General features: G+C 71.0%; 15 protein-coding genes. 5 read left to right on the top strand and 10 right to left on the bottom strand.

Features of this window, described 5'->3' with window-relative positions; all coding sequences use genetic code 11:
- The first annotated feature begins 42 nt into the window (after nucleotides 1–42).
- Nucleotides 43–384, top strand: coding sequence for a rhodanese-like domain-containing protein (locus G569_RS0139525; RefSeq protein ID WP_028067502.1), 342 nt, complete (start codon nucleotides 43–45; stop codon nucleotides 382–384).
- Complete coding sequence (locus G569_RS0139520; protein ID WP_028067501.1) at nucleotides 381–1034, top strand: FMN-dependent NADH-azoreductase; 654 nt, start codon at nucleotides 381–383, stop codon at nucleotides 1032–1034. Before G569_RS0139525 ends, G569_RS0139520 begins: the two co-directional genes overlap by 4 nt.
- Nucleotides 1035–1040: 6 nt before the next feature.
- On the opposite strand, the gene G569_RS0139515 is transcribed toward G569_RS0139520, so the two are convergent.
- From G569_RS0139515 to G569_RS0139490, 6 genes are read right to left on the bottom strand one after another with little or no spacing between them, the layout of a single operon-like run.
- Nucleotides 1041–2108: a 2,3-butanediol dehydrogenase gene (locus G569_RS0139515; RefSeq protein ID WP_028067500.1), complete on the bottom strand. Its 1068-nt coding sequence runs from the start codon at nucleotides 2106–2108 to the stop codon at nucleotides 1041–1043.
- Nucleotides 2105–2863 carry an acetoin reductase gene (locus tag G569_RS0139510; protein ID WP_028067499.1) on the bottom strand — a complete coding sequence of 253 codons (759 nt, stop codon included), beginning with the start codon at nucleotides 2861–2863 and terminating at the stop codon, nucleotides 2105–2107. The genes G569_RS0139515 and G569_RS0139510 overlap by 4 nt, the downstream gene beginning before the upstream one ends.
- Nucleotides 2860–3942 (bottom strand): acetoin dehydrogenase dihydrolipoyllysine-residue acetyltransferase subunit, encoded by a 1083-nt coding sequence (locus tag G569_RS0139505; protein WP_028067498.1) that lies wholly within the window; start codon nucleotides 3940–3942, stop codon nucleotides 2860–2862. The genes G569_RS0139510 and G569_RS0139505 overlap by 4 nt, the downstream gene beginning before the upstream one ends.
- Nucleotides 3939–4958, bottom strand: a complete 1020-nt coding sequence (locus G569_RS0139500) for an alpha-ketoacid dehydrogenase subunit beta (RefSeq protein ID WP_028067497.1) — start codon at nucleotides 4956–4958, stop codon at nucleotides 3939–3941. The genes G569_RS0139505 and G569_RS0139500 overlap by 4 nt, the downstream gene beginning before the upstream one ends.
- 12 nt (nucleotides 4959–4970) lie before the next feature.
- Complete coding sequence (locus G569_RS0139495) at nucleotides 4971–5963, bottom strand: thiamine pyrophosphate-dependent dehydrogenase E1 component subunit alpha (protein ID WP_028067496.1); 993 nt, start codon at nucleotides 5961–5963, stop codon at nucleotides 4971–4973.
- 35 nt (nucleotides 5964–5998) lie between these two features.
- Nucleotides 5999–6943, bottom strand: a complete 945-nt coding sequence (locus tag G569_RS0139490) for an ATP-NAD kinase family protein (RefSeq protein ID WP_028067495.1) — start codon at nucleotides 6941–6943, stop codon at nucleotides 5999–6001.
- A gap of 68 nt (nucleotides 6944–7011) precedes the next feature.
- On the opposite strand from G569_RS0139490, the gene G569_RS0139485 reads away from it, so the two are divergent.
- Nucleotides 7012–8508 (top strand): helix-turn-helix domain-containing protein, encoded by a 1497-nt coding sequence (locus G569_RS0139485; RefSeq protein WP_053227690.1) that lies wholly within the window; start codon nucleotides 7012–7014, stop codon nucleotides 8506–8508.
- On the opposite strand, the gene G569_RS0139480 is transcribed toward G569_RS0139485, so the two are convergent.
- The 3 genes from G569_RS0139480 to G569_RS60005 are packed head-to-tail and all read right to left on the bottom strand — an operon-like array spanning nucleotide 8501 to nucleotide 10946.
- A complete protein-coding gene (locus G569_RS0139480) occupies nucleotides 8501–9046 on the bottom strand; it encodes an RICIN domain-containing protein (RefSeq protein WP_028067493.1) in 546 nt (181 codons plus the stop codon). The two genes, G569_RS0139485 and G569_RS0139480, sit on opposite strands and share 8 nt — an antisense overlap.
- A gap of 48 nt (nucleotides 9047–9094) precedes the next feature.
- Complete coding sequence (locus G569_RS0139475; RefSeq protein ID WP_028067492.1) at nucleotides 9095–9583, bottom strand: glutathione peroxidase; 489 nt, start codon at nucleotides 9581–9583, stop codon at nucleotides 9095–9097.
- A 10-nt stretch (nucleotides 9584–9593) separates the two neighbouring features.
- On the bottom strand, nucleotides 9594–10946 hold the full coding sequence (locus G569_RS60005) for a sensor domain-containing diguanylate cyclase (RefSeq protein ID WP_053227689.1): 1353 nt from the start codon (nucleotides 10944–10946) through the stop codon (nucleotides 9594–9596).
- 67 nt (nucleotides 10947–11013) lie between these two features.
- On the opposite strand from G569_RS60005, the gene G569_RS0139465 reads away from it, so the two are divergent.
- Entirely contained in the window at nucleotides 11014–11496 is a 483-nt protein-coding gene (locus G569_RS0139465) for an Hcp family type VI secretion system effector (RefSeq protein ID WP_028067491.1), read from the top strand.
- Nucleotides 11496–12989, top strand: coding sequence for a fatty acyl-CoA synthetase (locus G569_RS0139460; RefSeq protein WP_028067490.1), 1494 nt, complete (start codon nucleotides 11496–11498; stop codon nucleotides 12987–12989). Before G569_RS0139465 ends, G569_RS0139460 begins: the two co-directional genes overlap by 1 nt.
- On the opposite strand, the gene G569_RS55465 is transcribed toward G569_RS0139460, so the two are convergent.
- Nucleotides 12939–15077: a glycoside hydrolase family 31 protein gene (locus tag G569_RS55465; RefSeq protein ID WP_053227688.1), complete on the bottom strand. Its 2139-nt coding sequence runs from the start codon at nucleotides 15075–15077 to the stop codon at nucleotides 12939–12941. The genes G569_RS0139460 and G569_RS55465 overlap by 51 nt on opposite strands.
- Nucleotides 15078–15093: the final 16 nt, after the last annotated feature.

Raw genomic sequence — 15093 nt, 5'->3', positions numbered from 1 at the left:
CGGTCTTGGACGCCGTGCCGCTGGTCGCGCACTCTTGAGCGCATGGCCAAGACCATCACCCGCGATGAACTGCAGCTGGCGATCGAGGCGAACTCGGTCACCGTCGTCGAGACGCTCCGTCAGGAGCATTTCGCTCAGGGCCACCTGCCCGGCGCGATCCACATCCATTTCGAGGAGATCGCCGAGCGGGCGCCCGAGTTGCTGCCCGACAAGGATGCCGCGATCGTCACCTACTGCTCCAACACGGCGTGCCGCAACTCCGACATCGCCGCCAACCAGCTGACCAAGCTCGGCTACACGAACGTGCGCAAGTACGCCGAGGGCAAGCAGGACTGGCAGGAAGCCGGCTTCCCGCTGGTGACCGAGGCGCAGGTGGGCGCGTGAGCCGCCTGCTGCACATCTCCGCGAGCCCCCGCGGCGCCGCCTCCGCGTCCCTGGCGATCGCTGACGAGTTCGGCAAGGCCTACGCGCAGGAGCACCCCGATCACGAGATCGACCACTGGGACCTGTGGGACGGAACGCTGCCCGACTTCGGCCCCGCGGCGGTCAGCGCCAAGATGGCCGTCTTCGGCGGCGCGGACCCGGCCGGTGAGGCCGCCGCCGCATGGCGTCGCGCCCAGGAGACGTTCGAGCGTTTCGAGCGCGCGGACCGGGTCCTGTTCAGCGTCCCGATGTGGAACGGCGGCATCCCCTACATCCTCAAGCAGTTCATCGACGTCATCTCCCAACCGGGGATGGTCTTCGGCGTCGACCCGCACACGGGCTACGAGCACCTGCTCGCCGGCCGCGGCAAGCGGGCCGCGGTCATCTACACCAGCGCCGTGTGGGGCCCTCAGCTCGGCCCGCGATTCGGCACGGACTTTCAGTCGACCTACCTCGGCGACTGGCTGCGCTGGACCGGGATCGACGACATCACCGAGATCCGGTACCACCCGACGTTGACCGGTGACGCCGACACCGCCATGGCCGCCGCGCGCGAAGCCGCCCGCGACGCGGCGGTGAGCTTCGGCCGCGTGGCTGTCACGGTCGCTTGAAGCGAGTCAGGCGGGTGAGCGCACGAGGATCTTCACGTGGCGGTCCTTGTGTTCGACGAGCTCGTCGAAGCCGCCGGTGACGACGTCGTCGAGCTCGATGCGCTCGGTGATGATGCCCTCGGTCGAGATCGTGCCGTCGCGGAGCATCGTGATCGTGTCGGAGAAGTCCTCCGGCGTGTAACAGATCGTTCCGCGGACGTCGAGCTCGGCGAGCACGATGTCGTTGGGGTTGAGCTGCACCGGGCCTTCCCAGATCGAGATGATCGTCAGCGCGCCGCCCTTGCGGGTGGCGCCCAGGGCGGCGGTGAGGGTCGCCTGGATGCCGGCGGCGTCGAAGGAGTGCTCGGCGCCCTCGCCGCCCGTGAGCTCGCGCACGCGGGCGACGACGTCCTCCTGCGACGGATCGATGACGTGGTCGGCGCCGATCTCCAGCGCCTTGCGCTTGCGGGCCTCGGCGACCTCGGCGACGATGATCTGGCCCGCGCCCAGCGCCTTCAGGCACTGGACGGTGACCGCGCCGATCGGGCCGCCGCCGAACACGACCGCGCTCTGCCCCGCTTGGAAGCCGGCACGGCGCACCGCGCGCAGGCCGACCGCGATCGGCTCGACCAGCGCGCCCTGCTCGGAGCTCAGCCCGTCGGGCAACGCGTGGATCATGTAGGCGGGCATGACGGCGTACTCGGACATGCCGCCACCGCCGCCCATCAGCCCGTAGAAGCCGAGCTTCTCGCACAGGTTGGGCGCGCCCCGCAGACACGCGGGACATTCGCCGCAGCGGAAGACCGGCTCGATCGCGACCGCGTCGCCTTCCGACACGCCCTCGACCCCGTCGCCCACGTCGACGACCGAGCCCGCGAACTCGTGGCCCAGCGTCAGCGGCAGCGTCTCACCCGTGATCGGGTGGGGGGAGCCCGGGGGCGGGATGAAGATCGGGCCGGCGAGGTACTCGTGCAGGTCGGTCCCGCAGATCCCGCACCAGTCGACCTTGACCTTGACGCTCCCCGGCCGGACGTCCGGCTCCGGGACGTCCTCGAGCCGGATGTCGCGCGGGCCATGGAACACGGCGGCCTTCATGCGAACAACACCCCTCCGTCGATCATCACGGACTGCCCGGTCATGTAGTCGGAGTCGGGCGACGCCAGGTACGAGACGAAGGACGCCACGTCGTCCGGCGTCTCGACCCGGCCCAACGTGATCAGCTCGGAGAATTGCGCGAGCGCCTCGCCCTTCTGCAGGCCCATGTGCTCCGCCAGCTTCTCATCGATCAGCTCCCACATCGCGGTCCCGACGATGCCCGGGCAGTAGGCGTTGACGGTGATCCCGTGCTGCGCCCACTCCTGCGCCGCCGCCTGGGTCAGCCCGCGCACGGCGAACTTCGAGGCGCTGTAGTGCCCGAGCATGCCGAACCCCTTGTGGGCGGCGATCGACGCCGCGCCGATGATCTTCCCGCCGCCGCCCTGGGCGATCATCTGCCGCGCGGCGGCCGTGTAGCAGAGGAAGACGCCGCGCAGGTTGACCGCCATCAGCCGGTCGAAGTCCTCCGGCGTGACGTCGAGCAGCGGCGCGACCTGGGCGATCCCGGCGTTGGCCACCATCACGTCCAGACGGCCGAAACGTTCCACGACGGCGCCGATCATCTCGTCGACCTGGGCGGGATCGCTCACGTCGACGTCCAGAGCGAGACCCGAGACCTCCGCGGCGACGGCATCGGTCTCGGGACGCATCGACGGGAGATCGGCGACCGCGACGTCGTGGCCGTCATCGGACAACCGCAGGGCGATGCCGCGGCCGATCCCGCGCGCACCGCCCGTCACCACGACGACGCTCACGTCCGCACCCCCGTCAGGAACCCCTCGACCAGTCGGTTCACCTCTCCGGCCGACTCCATGTGCGGCGAGTGGCCGACCCCGTCCAGCACGTGCACGTCGGCCCGCGACGGCGCGTGCTCGGCGTGGGCGGCCGGGATGATCGCGTCGTCGGCGCCCCAGACCACCAACACCGGTCCGGGGTAGGCGTCGAGGTCGAGCGACCGCGCCTGCGACCCGCCGGCGAACAGCTGGTCGCGCAGCCCTTCCAGCGCACCCTGCACGCCGTCGAGCCGCTTGTACTTCAACACGTCGTCGACCATCGACCGGGTGACCAGCGACGGGTCGGCGAAGAGTTGCTGCAGCACCGGCTTGAGCTCCTTGCGGCCGGCCGCGGCCACGAACCCGTCGATGTACGACGCGTTGATCTCGTCACCCAGGCCGGCGGGCGCGATCAGCGTCAGCGACAACACGCGGTCCGGCGAAGACGCCGCGAACTCGCCCGCCACCAACCCGCCCATCGAATGCCCGGCGAGGTGCACGCGATCCAAGCCCTGCGAGTCGAGGAACTCGCGCAGCGCGCCGACGAGATCGCGGGCCTCCTTGACCGACCCGCCATGCCCCGGCAGGTCGAGCGCGTAGACGGCCCGCTCGCCCGACAGCGCGGGCGCGTTGAACAGCCAGTTGTCGAGATCGCCGCCGAACCCGTGCAGCAGCACCAGCGGCTCGCCGCCCTCGCCCTGCAACAGGTACCGGAGGTCCCCGGCCCGCGCCGGCTCGGGCGCTGCGTCCTCGTCGGACTCGCCCGGCACGAACGACGCCTCGAAGTCGGCCACGAACGCGTCGATCTCCGCATCGGAGACCGACGCGTCCGCGATGACCCCCAAGAGCCCGCCGACCGGGATCACGGTCCCGGTCGCGCCGACCCGCCGGCGCAGCACCCCCGCCACCGGCGCCTCGACGACGCCGTTGATCTTCTCGGTCTCGACCTCGGCCACCTCGTCGCCGACCGCGATCTCCGCGCCCTCCTCGACGAGCCAGTCGATGAGCCGTCCCTCGGTCATCGACAGGCCCCACTTGGGCATGCCCAGCTTCTCGATCATGCGGGCGCGGGGGAGCCGGTGGTGGCCTTGATCGCCTCGGCGATCACGTCGGGCGTGGGCACGTAGGCGTCCTCCAGAACAGGCGAGAACGGCACCGGCGTGTGCGGCGGGGTGACCGCGCGCGGCGCGGCCTTCAGGTCGCCGAACGCCTTCTGCGTGACGATCGAGATGATGTCCGCGGCGAACCCGCAACGCGGGTTGGCCTCGTCGACGACGACGAGCCGCCCGGTGTTCTCGACGCTCTCGAGGATCGTGTCCTCGTCCAGCGGCGACGTGGTCCGCGGGTCGACGATCTCGCACTCGATGCCCTCGGCGCTCAGCGCCTCAGCGGCCTGCTTGACCAGGTGCACCATGCGACCGAGCGCGACCACCGTCACATCGGAGCCCTCGCGCACGATCTCGGCCTCGCCGAACGGGATCGCGTAGGCCTCTTCCGGCACCTCGCCCTCGAGCGTGTAGAGCACCTTGTGCTCGAGGAAGATGACCGGGTCGTCGTCGCGGATCGCCTGCGTCAAGAGCCCCTTGGCGTCGTAGGGCGTCGACGGTACGACGACCTTCAGACCCGGGAGGTGGGTGAAGATCGGGTACAGCGCCTGCGAGTGCTGCGAGGCCGCGCGGATGCCCGCGCCGTACATCGTCCGGATCACCAGCGGCGTGACCGCCTTGCCGCCGAACATGTACCGGAACTTGGCCGCCTGGTTGAAGATCTGGTCCAGGCAGACGCCCATGAAGTCGACGAACATCAGCTCGGCGACGGGACGCAGGCCACTCGCCGCCGCGCCGGCCGCGGCGCCGATGAACGCCGACTCGGAGATCGGCGTGTCGAGCACGCGGTTCGGATACTGGCCGTAGAGGCCCTTGGTGATGCCGAGCACGCCGCCCCAGGCGTCGTCCTCGCCGGGCGCGCCGGAGCCGCCGACGACGTCCTCGCCGAAGACCACGACGGTCTCGTCGCGGCCCATCTCCTGCGCGAGAGCCTCGTTGATGGCCTGCTGGAACGTGATGGTGCGAGCCATGTCCAAGCTCCCCTAGTACGAGACGTAGACGTCGGTGAGCACGTCGGCGGGCGTCGGGTCGGGCGCCGCCTTGGCCTCCGCCACCGACTCCTCGATCAGCGTCGCGACGGTTGAGTCGATCGCCTCGAGATCGGCCGCCTCGATCAGCCCCGCCTCGGTCACGCGCCGCGAGAACGCGGCCAGGCAGTCGCGGTCGCGGCGCAGGTCCTCGACCTCGTTCGTGCCGCGGTAGGTCTGCTGGTCGCCCTCGAAATGCCCGTAGTAGCGTCCGACTTTACATTCGATCAATGTTGGGCCACCTCCCGCGCGGGCGCGGGCGATCGCCTCGCCGGCGACCTCGCGGACGGCGAAGAAGTCGAAGCCGTCGACGACGACGCCCGGCATGCCGAACCCGTCGGCGCGCTTGGCGACGTCCACGCCGGCCTGGTGGAACGCGCTCGAGGTCGCCTCGGCGTACCCGTTGTTCTCGACCACGAAGATCGTCGGGAGATGCCAGGCCGAAGCCAGGTTCAGCGCCTCCAGGAACGTGCCCTGGTTGGAGCCGCCGTCGCCGGTGAAGGAGATCGCGACCTGGTCGGTCTGCTTGACCTTCGCCGTGAGCCCGACGCCGCAGACCAGCGGCGGCCCGCCGCCCACGATGCCGTTGGCGCCGAGCATGCCCAGATCGAGGTCGGCGATGTGCATCGAGCCGCCCTTGCCGTGGCAGATCCCGGTCTTCTTGCCGTAGATCTCGGCCATCATGCCCTTCACGTCGCAGCCCTTGGCGATCGCATGGCCGTGACCGCGGTGGGTGCTGGCGACGTAGTCGGTCGACCGCAGATGGCCGATGACACCCGCGGCGATCGCCTCCTCGCCCGCGTAGAGATGCACGAACCCGGGGATCTCGCCCGTCGCGAACTCGCGGTGCAGACGCTCCTCGAACTCGCGGATGGTGCGCATCACGCGATAGGCCTCGAGCAGTTGCTCCTTGGTCAGGTCCGCCGTGGGCGGGGCTACTGCCGACATGCTCTCTCCTCGCTCGCTTGTAGGCGAGTCAGAAGTTACGCCCGGGGGAGTTGCGCGAGGGTTGCGTCGATGTCGATGGTCAGCGGGCCGTCGATCAGACGGACGGAGGTGGATTGGCCGCGGCGCTCGAGCTCGCGCTCGCCGTCGAGCGCGATCGTCCCCATGCCCGGCGCCAACGGGATCTCCTCGCCCCGCTCGATCACGCGATGCGACGCCACCTCGACCGGCGCCACCAGCCCGGGGGCGAGGGGAACCGTGACGGTCCTCCCGGGACCGAGCCGCACGTGGAGCCCGCGCGCGCCGCCGCGCGGGAGCGGCTCCAGCGCACCCGCGATCGCCGACAGCCCGACCGCCGCCGGGTTCGCGAACGTGACGAACAGCTCGCTCACGTCCTCGGGGCGCCAGAGCGCGCGGGCGCCGATGAACCGCTCGCGGGAGACGGCCACGTCGACCAGAGCGAGGTCGCCGTCCACCGCCAGCGCGCTCTCGCGCCGCAGGACGCCGGCGCGCTCGGTCGCGACCGCGCCGACCGCCATCCCCGCCACGGTCGTCTCGCGCAGCTCCGGGAACGCGTTGTTCGTGCCGGTCGAGATCGCGCAGAGCGGGACCTCGCCGCACGCCTTGGCGACGACCCGGTGGGTGCCGTCGCCGCCGAGGACGACGATCGCGCGCACGCCGCGCTCGCGCATCGCGTGCACGGCATCGAGCGAGTCCTGGGCCGAGCCGTCGAGCACCATGTCGAGTTCCTGGAGGACCGGGAGTCCGTTGCGGGCGTTGTGCAGATGCCGGCGCAAGGTCGTCGACAAGCCGTCGGTCGCGGGCATCATGAGGACCCGGTCGACCCCGGTCGCGCCAAGCCCGGCGAGCAGCCGGTAGACCATGCCGGCCTTGTCGGCGTTGCCGAACACCGACGCACCCGCCACGAGGCGCCGGATGTCCCTCCCGGAGGCGGGGTTGGCGATCACGCCGACAGAGACCACGGTGTCAGCAGCCTAATCCGGCGAGGTTGCGACCCCGTTGCCCGGTCCGTACGCTGCCAGATGGGTCAATGCAGACGCGCGACCCCTTCATCGCCATCGAGGCCGGGACGGATGTCCGGGAGCACGCCCGGAGCCTGCGGCGCGTGTGGGAGGGCGCTCGCAGCACCCTCAAGCCGCGATCGGTGATCGAGCAGTCGTGGGCGCGGATGCAGCTCGCCGGGCTCGACCGGGAGCGTCTGCGGCCGAACCGCGCGCTCGACGAGGCCGCGCTGATACAGGCGCGGATGGACACCCCGATCGCCGACGTGATGACGGTCTTGCGCCGCTGCCTGGGGCCGCTGGCCGACGACGCCCAGCACGTGATGGTCGTCTGCGACGCCGAAGGCCGGATCCTCTGGCTCGAAGGCCATCCGCGGGTCAAGCACGACGCGGTCGAGCGGATCGAGTTCAGCGAAGGGATGTTCTGGACCGAGGAGAGCGCGGGCACGAACGCGATCGGCACCGCGCTCGCGATCGATCACGCCGTGCAGATCTTCAGCGCCGAGCACTTCCTGGCCGAGCAGCACGCCTGGTGGTGCTCGGCGGCGCCGATCCACGATCCCGTCACCGGCGCGCTGCTGGGCGTGGTCGACATCAGCGGGCCGCTGCGCACCGCCCACCCGCATTCCCTCGGCCTGGTGAGCGCGGCGGCGGGGATGGCGGAGGACGCGCTGCGCTTCCAGCGCGCGGCCGACGAGGACCGCATGCGCACCGCGTACCTGGAGCGCACGGCGCGGCTCGGGCGGCACCGCTCGGCGATGGTCGGGCGCGACGGGCGGGTGCTGATCGCCAACCCCGCCGGGTGGGTGAGCGGCGCGGTCCGGCTGCCGGACGGCGGCGGGGCCATCACCCTGCCTGACGGCCGCCAAGCGCTCGCGGAGCCGTTGGAGGACGGCGGCCACCTGCTGTGGGGCGTCACCGGGCGGGCGCACAAGCCAAGCCGCGCGACGCTGCGGCTCGAGCTGCTCGGCCGCCAAGGCCTTACCGCCCGCGTCGGCTTCGGGCGCACGATCAAGCTCGGCGAGCGCCAGGGGGAGATCCTCGCCCTGCTCGCCCTGCACCCGGAGGGCCTGACTGGCGAGCAGCTCACGTTCGAGCTCTACGGCGACGGCGGCAACCCGGTCTCGATGCGCGCCCAGGTCTCCAAGCTGCGCCGCGCGCTCGGCGCGGTCCTCGCCTCCCAGCCCTACAAGCTGCTCGCCGACGTCAGTGCGGACTTCCTCGAGGTCGAGCGGCTCGTGCTGGCCGGCGACGTCCGCGACGCCCTGCGCGCCTACCGGGCGCCGCTGCTGGTCGAGTCCGAGGTCCCGCGGCTCGTCCAGGCCCGCGAGGAGCTCGAAGGCGCGCTGCGCCGCGCCGCGCTGCTCGGCGGCCAGGACACCCTGTGGGGCTGGCTGGAGACCGAGAGCGGGCGCGACGACGTCGCCGCCTTGCGCGACTTCCTCCGCGAAGCCCCGCCCGACGACCCGCGCGCGCCGGTCGCCCTCGCGCGCCTGCGCGCCGTCGAACGCCGCTGGGCTAGTTAGCCAGCTTGGTCATCTTGAACTGCTTGAACTTCGAGAGCGGGTTCTCGATGCCCGTGCCCTGGATCAGCTGAGCGTTGTTGCTCAGCGACCCGCCGGACACCTGCAGCCCCATGCTGCTGTTGCGGTTGGTGATCTGGAAGAGGCCGGGATCGCGCACGAAGATGTGCCAGCGCTGGCTCACGCGGAACGCGTTGCAGCTCTGCAGGTTGACCCGCACGCCCGCGCTGGTGCTGGCGTTCGGGACGTCGAGGCACAGGTTGGGCGCATGCTCGGGCGAGAGGCTGTAGAACGACGCGCCGCCGGAGCTGACCTGGCCGGTCTTCTTGATCCGCCAGCGCTGGTTGAGGTTCCCGTTGAACGGGTTCTGGACGATCTTGGTCGTGCTCGAGGTGCCGAAGTTCTGCGCCTCGACGGCCTTGCTCGTCGCGTGGCCGGGCGAGATCCGGTAGACGCCAGGAGCGATGTCGGCGTTGGCGCTGGCGGTCATCGCGCCGGCGGCGACGACCGCGGTGGTCAGGGTGAGTACGAGCCGTTTCATGCCGACAAAGACGCCGGCCGGCCCACCTCCTCCGGGGGGAACCCCCGGTCAGGCCCCTTCGATGGCCTCGATGACGCGCTCGTCCTCGGGCGTGACCTGCGGGCGGAAGCGCGCGAGCACCTCGCCGTCGGCGCCGACCAGGAACTTCTCGAAGTTCCACTGGATGTCGCCGGCCTGGCCGTCGGCGTCCGGGGTCTGTGTCAGGCGCGCGTAGAGCGGATGGCGGCCGTCGCCGTTGACCTCGAGCTTCTCGGTCATCGGGAACGTCGTCCCATAGGTCACCGAGCAGAAAGTGGCGATCTCCTCCGACGTGCCCGGCTCCTGCCCGCCGAACTGGTTGCACGGCACGCCGAGCACGGTGAAGCGCTCGCCGCCGAATCGCTGCTGGAGGCGCTCGAGGCCTTCGTATTGCGGCGTCAGGCCGCAGCGCGAGGCGACGTTGACCACCAGGACCGTGCGTCCCGCGAGCCGGTCGGCGTCCAGCGGGCTGCCGTCAAGTGCGTTGAGATCGGCAAACAGTTCCGAGACCGGGATCATCCCGGAGACCCTAGCGAGGGTCGAGGCGGGTGGTGAACGCCGGCTCGGCGTCGTGCGGGACCCACGCGCGGTTGCGACCGTCGCGCTTGGCGGCGTAGAGGTGGCGGTCGGCGTGCTCGATCAGCGCGTCGAGGGTGGCGAGGTCCGCCTTCGCGTGGATGCCGCCGATCGAGATCGTCAGGGTGAGCTCGAGGTCGCGGACGACGAACGGGGTGACGGCGACGGCGTCGAGCAGCTGGTAGGCGCGGCGGGCGAGCGCATCGCCCGAGTCCACCCCGTGGACGAGCACGGCGAACTCCTCGCCGCCCCAGCGGGCGAGGACGTCGGCGATGCCGAGGGCGCCGCGCACCCGGCGGGCGAGCTCGACCAGGACGTGGTCGCCGATGACGTGGCCGTAGACGTCGTTGATGCGCTTGAAGTGGTCGGCGTCGATCAGCAGCAGGCCGCAGGCCTCGGCGTCCGCGGCGAGGGCCTCGGCGGCGAGCTTGGTGAAGTGACGGCGGTTCAGGACGCCGGTCAGCTCGTCGGTGGTGGCGAGCTCCTCGGCGGCGCGGTGCGCCTCGCGCAGCTCGTCCTCCATGCGCCGGCGGGCGGTGATGTCGGAGACGATGCCGGAGACCTCGACGACGCCGTCGTCGCGGCGACGGGCGACGGCGCGGTCGTGGACCCAGCGGGTGACGCCGTCGTACCCGCGCAGGCGGTACTCGACGCCCGCGTCCTGCCCGTCGGCCAGCGCCGCCTCGAAGGCGTCGATCGCGGGCCGGTCGTCCGGGTGGATCGCGGCGTTCCAGTTCTCCATCTCGCTGTCGGGGTCAGCGCCGCCGAGCAGGCGGTCGGCGCCCGGGCCCTGGAAGAGCTCCTCGATGCGACCGTCCCGGTGGGCGATCGCGCGGTAGACGTGCTCCCCGACCACGTCGAGCAGGTGCATGAAACGGTCGTCGGCCTCGGCGAGGCGGGTGGCGGTCTCCTCGTGCTTGGTCACGTCGGACACGAGGCCCTGGACCAGCAGGCCGCCGCCGGCGAGGGCGCGGGACCGGGCGCGGTGCCAGACCGTGCGGACCACGCCGTCCAGGCCGAGCATGCGATAGGTCACCTGCGCGGACTTGCCCGCAAGCAGCTCGCCCCAGAAGCGCATGTAGGTCGAGCGGTCGAGCGGGTACACGCAGGCGTCCCAGAGCTCGACCGACGTGCGCCCGTCATCCTCGGCGGCCCCCGTGAAGCGGTTGATCGTCGGCCCGGAGAAGCGCGACACGTAGCGACCGTCGAGGGTCACCTCCCCGACGTGGACGTGGTCGTCGAAGAGTTCGAGGATCCCCTCGAAGTGGTCCTGGCGGCGCCACGGGATACGGAATGGCCATTTCACGACGTGCTCTCCACGGGGTAATCGGCACGTCGGCACTTGCCTTGCGCGGGTGTGATAGACCGACCCGATGCCTTTCGACTACTTCCTGCGCATCGACGGGATCGCGGGAGAGAGCACGGACGCCAAGCACAAAGGCGAGATCGCGGTCCAGACCTTCCTCTGGGGCGAGACACAGAGCGGCTCACCGGTGGGTGGGGGTGGGGGAGCGGGCAAGCTCAACGCCGGCCCGCTGATCCTGACCGCGCGGGCCTCGAAGGCGAGCCCGCTGCTGCTGCTCGCGTGCGCGAGCGGTCAACACATCAAGAGCGCGGTGCTGAGCGCGCGGCGGTCGGGCGCCGGGAAGGCGCAGATCGACTTCCTGACGATCACGCTCAACGACGTGGTGATCACGTCGTTCGAGGTCAACGCGAACACCGAGAACGGTCCGGTCGACGAGGTCTCGCTCGCGTTCGCGCAGATCGCCGTCGACTATCGCGAGCAGAACGCCGACGGCTCGCCGGGCGCGGTCACCCACGCCGGCTGGGACGTCAAGGCCAACAAGAAGCTGTGATCGTCGCCGACGCCCGCCGCCCCGGGATCGGGGAGCTCGTCCGCCGGTCCGCCGCGCGGACGCCCGACGCCACGGCGGTCGTCTTCGGCGAGCGGACGTGGACGTACGCGCAGCTGCTCGAGGCGGCGGAGGGCGCGGCCGGCGCGCTCGGCGTCGCCCCCGGCGACCGGGTCGCGGTGCTCGGCCGCAACAGCGACACCTACCTGATCGCGTGGCTGGGAACGCAGCTCGCGGGCGCGGTCCACGTCCCCGTGAACTTCATGCTCAACGCGCGCGAGGTGGCGTACATCGTCGAGCACTCCGGCGCGGCGCTGGCACTGGCCGACGAGGACCTCTTCGATCGCCTGCCGTCGTCGACCCGCACGCAGACGCTTCCCGCCTTCGAAGCGAGCTGGGACCGCTCCGGGTTCGTGGAGCCGCCGATCGCGTCCACGGACGTCGCCCAGATCGCGTACACGAGCGGCACCGAGTCCGCCCCCAAAGGCGCGATGCTCACCCACGAGGGCCTGCTCGCCCAGTACGTCTCGTGCATCGTCGCCGGCGAGTACTCGAGCGACGACGTCATGGTGCACGCGCTGCCGCTCTACCACTGCGCGCAGATGCACTGCTTCATCATGCCCGGCCTCTACCTGGGGGCGCGGAACATCATCCTTCCGGCGCCCGCGCCCGACGCGGTGTTCGACGCGGTCGCCAAGCACGGCGCGACCTCGTTCTTCGCGCCGCCGACCGTGTGGATCGGCCTGCTGCAGGACGCGCGCTTCGACGACCTCACCGTCACCAAGGGCTACTACGGCGCGTCCATCATGCCCGTCCAGACCGTGCGCGACCTGACGGACCGCCTCCCGGAACTGCGATTGTGGAACTACTACGGCCAGACGGAGCTCGGCCCGCTCGCGACCTATCTCCCCCCGGAGGAGCAGCTGACCAAGCCCGGCTCTGCGGGCAAGCCGGTCCTCAACGTCACCACGCGGGTGGTCGACGACGCGATGAACGACGTGCCGGTGGGCGAGGTGGGGGAGGTCGTGCACCGCTCCGTCCAGGTCACCGCGGGCTACTACAACGACCCCGAGCGCACGGCCGCGGCGTTCGACGGCGGCTGGTTCCACTCCGGCGACCTCGCCACGGTCGACGAGGACGGCTACCTGACGATCGTCGACCGCAAGAAGGACATGATCAACTCGGGCGGCGAGAACGTCTCCTCGCGCGAGGTCGAGGAGGTCCTGTACCGCCATCCCGCGGTCGCCGAGGTCGCGGTGGTCGGCATCCCGGACGCTCGCTGGATCGAGGCGGTCTGCGCGGTCGTCGTCGCGCGCGAACCCGTCGATCCGGACGAGCTGCGGGCGTTCGCGCGCGAGGACCTGGCGCCGTTCAAGGTCCCCAAGAGCGTGGTGTTCGTCGACGAGCTGCCGAAGAACCCGAGCGGGAAGATCCTCAAGCGTGAGCTACGGGACGAGCTGAACGTCGCCGCCGTGGCCGACCACGACGAAGCGTGAGCCGGGGAAGTCGCCCTCCGAGACGGCGCGCAGCGTCGAGCCGCTGAGCGTCAGGCTCGTCCGCCTCACCGGGCCCTCCAGCGTGAGCCCGTCGTCCTCCTGCAGGAACGACGTCCCGTCGCCGCCGGCGAACGCGTGCAGCTCGATCGTGTCCGGCCGCTCGGCGGTCGACGGCGGCGCCGACGGCCATGTCGGGATCACCGCGCCGCCGCGCGCGTACAAGGGAATCCGATCCATCGGGGTGTTCGCGACGACGAAGCACGGCCCGGTGAACCGCTCGCCGGTGTGCCAGTCGTGCCACTCGCCCGCGGGTAGGTAGACGTGGCGGGCCGTGGTGCCCGACGCGTACACGGGCGCGACCAGCAGGTCCGGGCCGAGCAGGTACTGGTCGTCGAGGTCGCGCACGGCGGGGTCGTACTGGTGGTCGAAGACGAGCGGCCGCTGCACCGGCGCGCCGGTCTCGGTCGCGGTGATGAACGCGCTGTAGAGGTAGGGGAGCAGCCGGTAGCGCAGCTCGATCGCCCGTCGCGCGTGCGTGAGGATCGCCTCGCCCCACGACCACGCGTACTGGTCGACGTCGCCGAGCATCGAGTGGTTGCGGCAGAACGGGGTCAGCGCGCCGTACTGCAGCCAGCGCAGGAACAGCTCGCCGTTGGAGTGTCCCGCGAAGCCGCCGACGTCGGCGCCGACGAACGGCTGCCCGGACAAGCCGAACCCGTTGGCCATCGGGATGCTCAGCCACAGGTGGTCCCAGCGCGCCTGGTTGTCGCCCATCCAGTTGGCGGCGTAGCGCTGGATGCCGGCGAACCCGGCGCGGCTCAGGATGAACGTGCGCAGGTCGGGCATCGCGTCCAGCAGGCCATCGCGGGTGCCCATCGCCATCAGCAGCGCGTACTGGTTGTGCCAGCGCTCGTGCGAGTCCGCGCCGCGGTTGAAGCGCATCCGCTCCGGCGGGACCTCACCCGTCGCCGGCTCGTTCATGTCGTTCCAGATCCCCGCCAGCCCGGACTGCACGTGGGCGGCGTTGAGCTCGCCCCACCACTTGCGGCCGTCCTCGGTGACGAAGTCCGGGAACGCGGTGTCGCCGGGCCAGACCTCGCCGATGTAGACGTCGCCGCCCTCGGTCCGGCACAGCACGTCGCGCGCCAGGCCCTCGTCGAACACGCCGTAGCCCGGCTCGAACTTCACGCCCGGGTCGATGATCGTGATCACGCGGAAACCGTCGTCGCGCAGCCGCGCGAGCATGCCCGGCGCGTCCGGGAACAGCTCGGTGTTCCACGTGAAGACGCGGTAGCCGTCCATGTACTCGATGTCGAGCCAGAGCGCGTCGCACGGGATGCCGAGCTCGCGATGGCGCGCGCCGATCGCCTCGACGTCGGCCTGCGAGTAGGCCTTCCAGCGGCACTGGTGGTAGCCGAGCGCCCACAGCGGCGGCGGGGCGGCCCGGCCGGTCAACCAGCTGTAGGCCTCGACGATCCCCGGCAGCGACGGTCCAGCGAAGACGTACTCGGTGTACTGGCCGCCCTCGAACCGGAAGCCGTACTCGTCCGGCGCGGTGAAGTCGTAGGTGGCGCGGTAGCCGTTGTCGACGAACGACGCGGCGACGTGACCGTCGGCGGTGTGGTGGTGGAAGAACGGGATCGAGACGTAGTACGGGTCGAAGTCGATGTCGCCGCCGTCACCGCCGAACGGGGCCGCCGCGTGCGGGTTGAGGATGTCGGTGTTCCACAGCGTGAAGCTTCGGCCGCGCCGATTGAGGCGGCCGGTCTTCTCCCCGAGCCCGTAGATCGCGTCCTCAGGCCGCAGCTTGCGCCGCACCCAGAACGCGTCATTGAGCGTGCCGTAGGGCTCGATCGGCTCGATCACCGGCGTTCCGTCGGCGCGGCGGACGGCGAGCGTCTCGAGGTCGACCTCCAGCGCCGCGGTGCGCAGCGTGGTGCCATCGACCTCGTACTCGGCGCTCCCGTCCTGCACCACGGCGAACGTCGGCGTCTCGTCGAACACCCCGCCGCGGCTGATCTTGAACCGCACCACGTCCTCGCGGATCACGTCGACCCGCAACCGCTCACGCCCCCACGCGCGCTCCATGGGGGCAAGATAAAGG

The organism is Solirubrobacter soli DSM 22325 (genome assembly GCF_000423665.1).
GTDB lineage: Bacteria > Actinomycetota > Thermoleophilia > Solirubrobacterales > Solirubrobacteraceae > Solirubrobacter > Solirubrobacter soli.
Note: the sequence above shows the minus strand (reverse complement) of the source record. Positions and strands in the feature narration are given on the sequence as shown.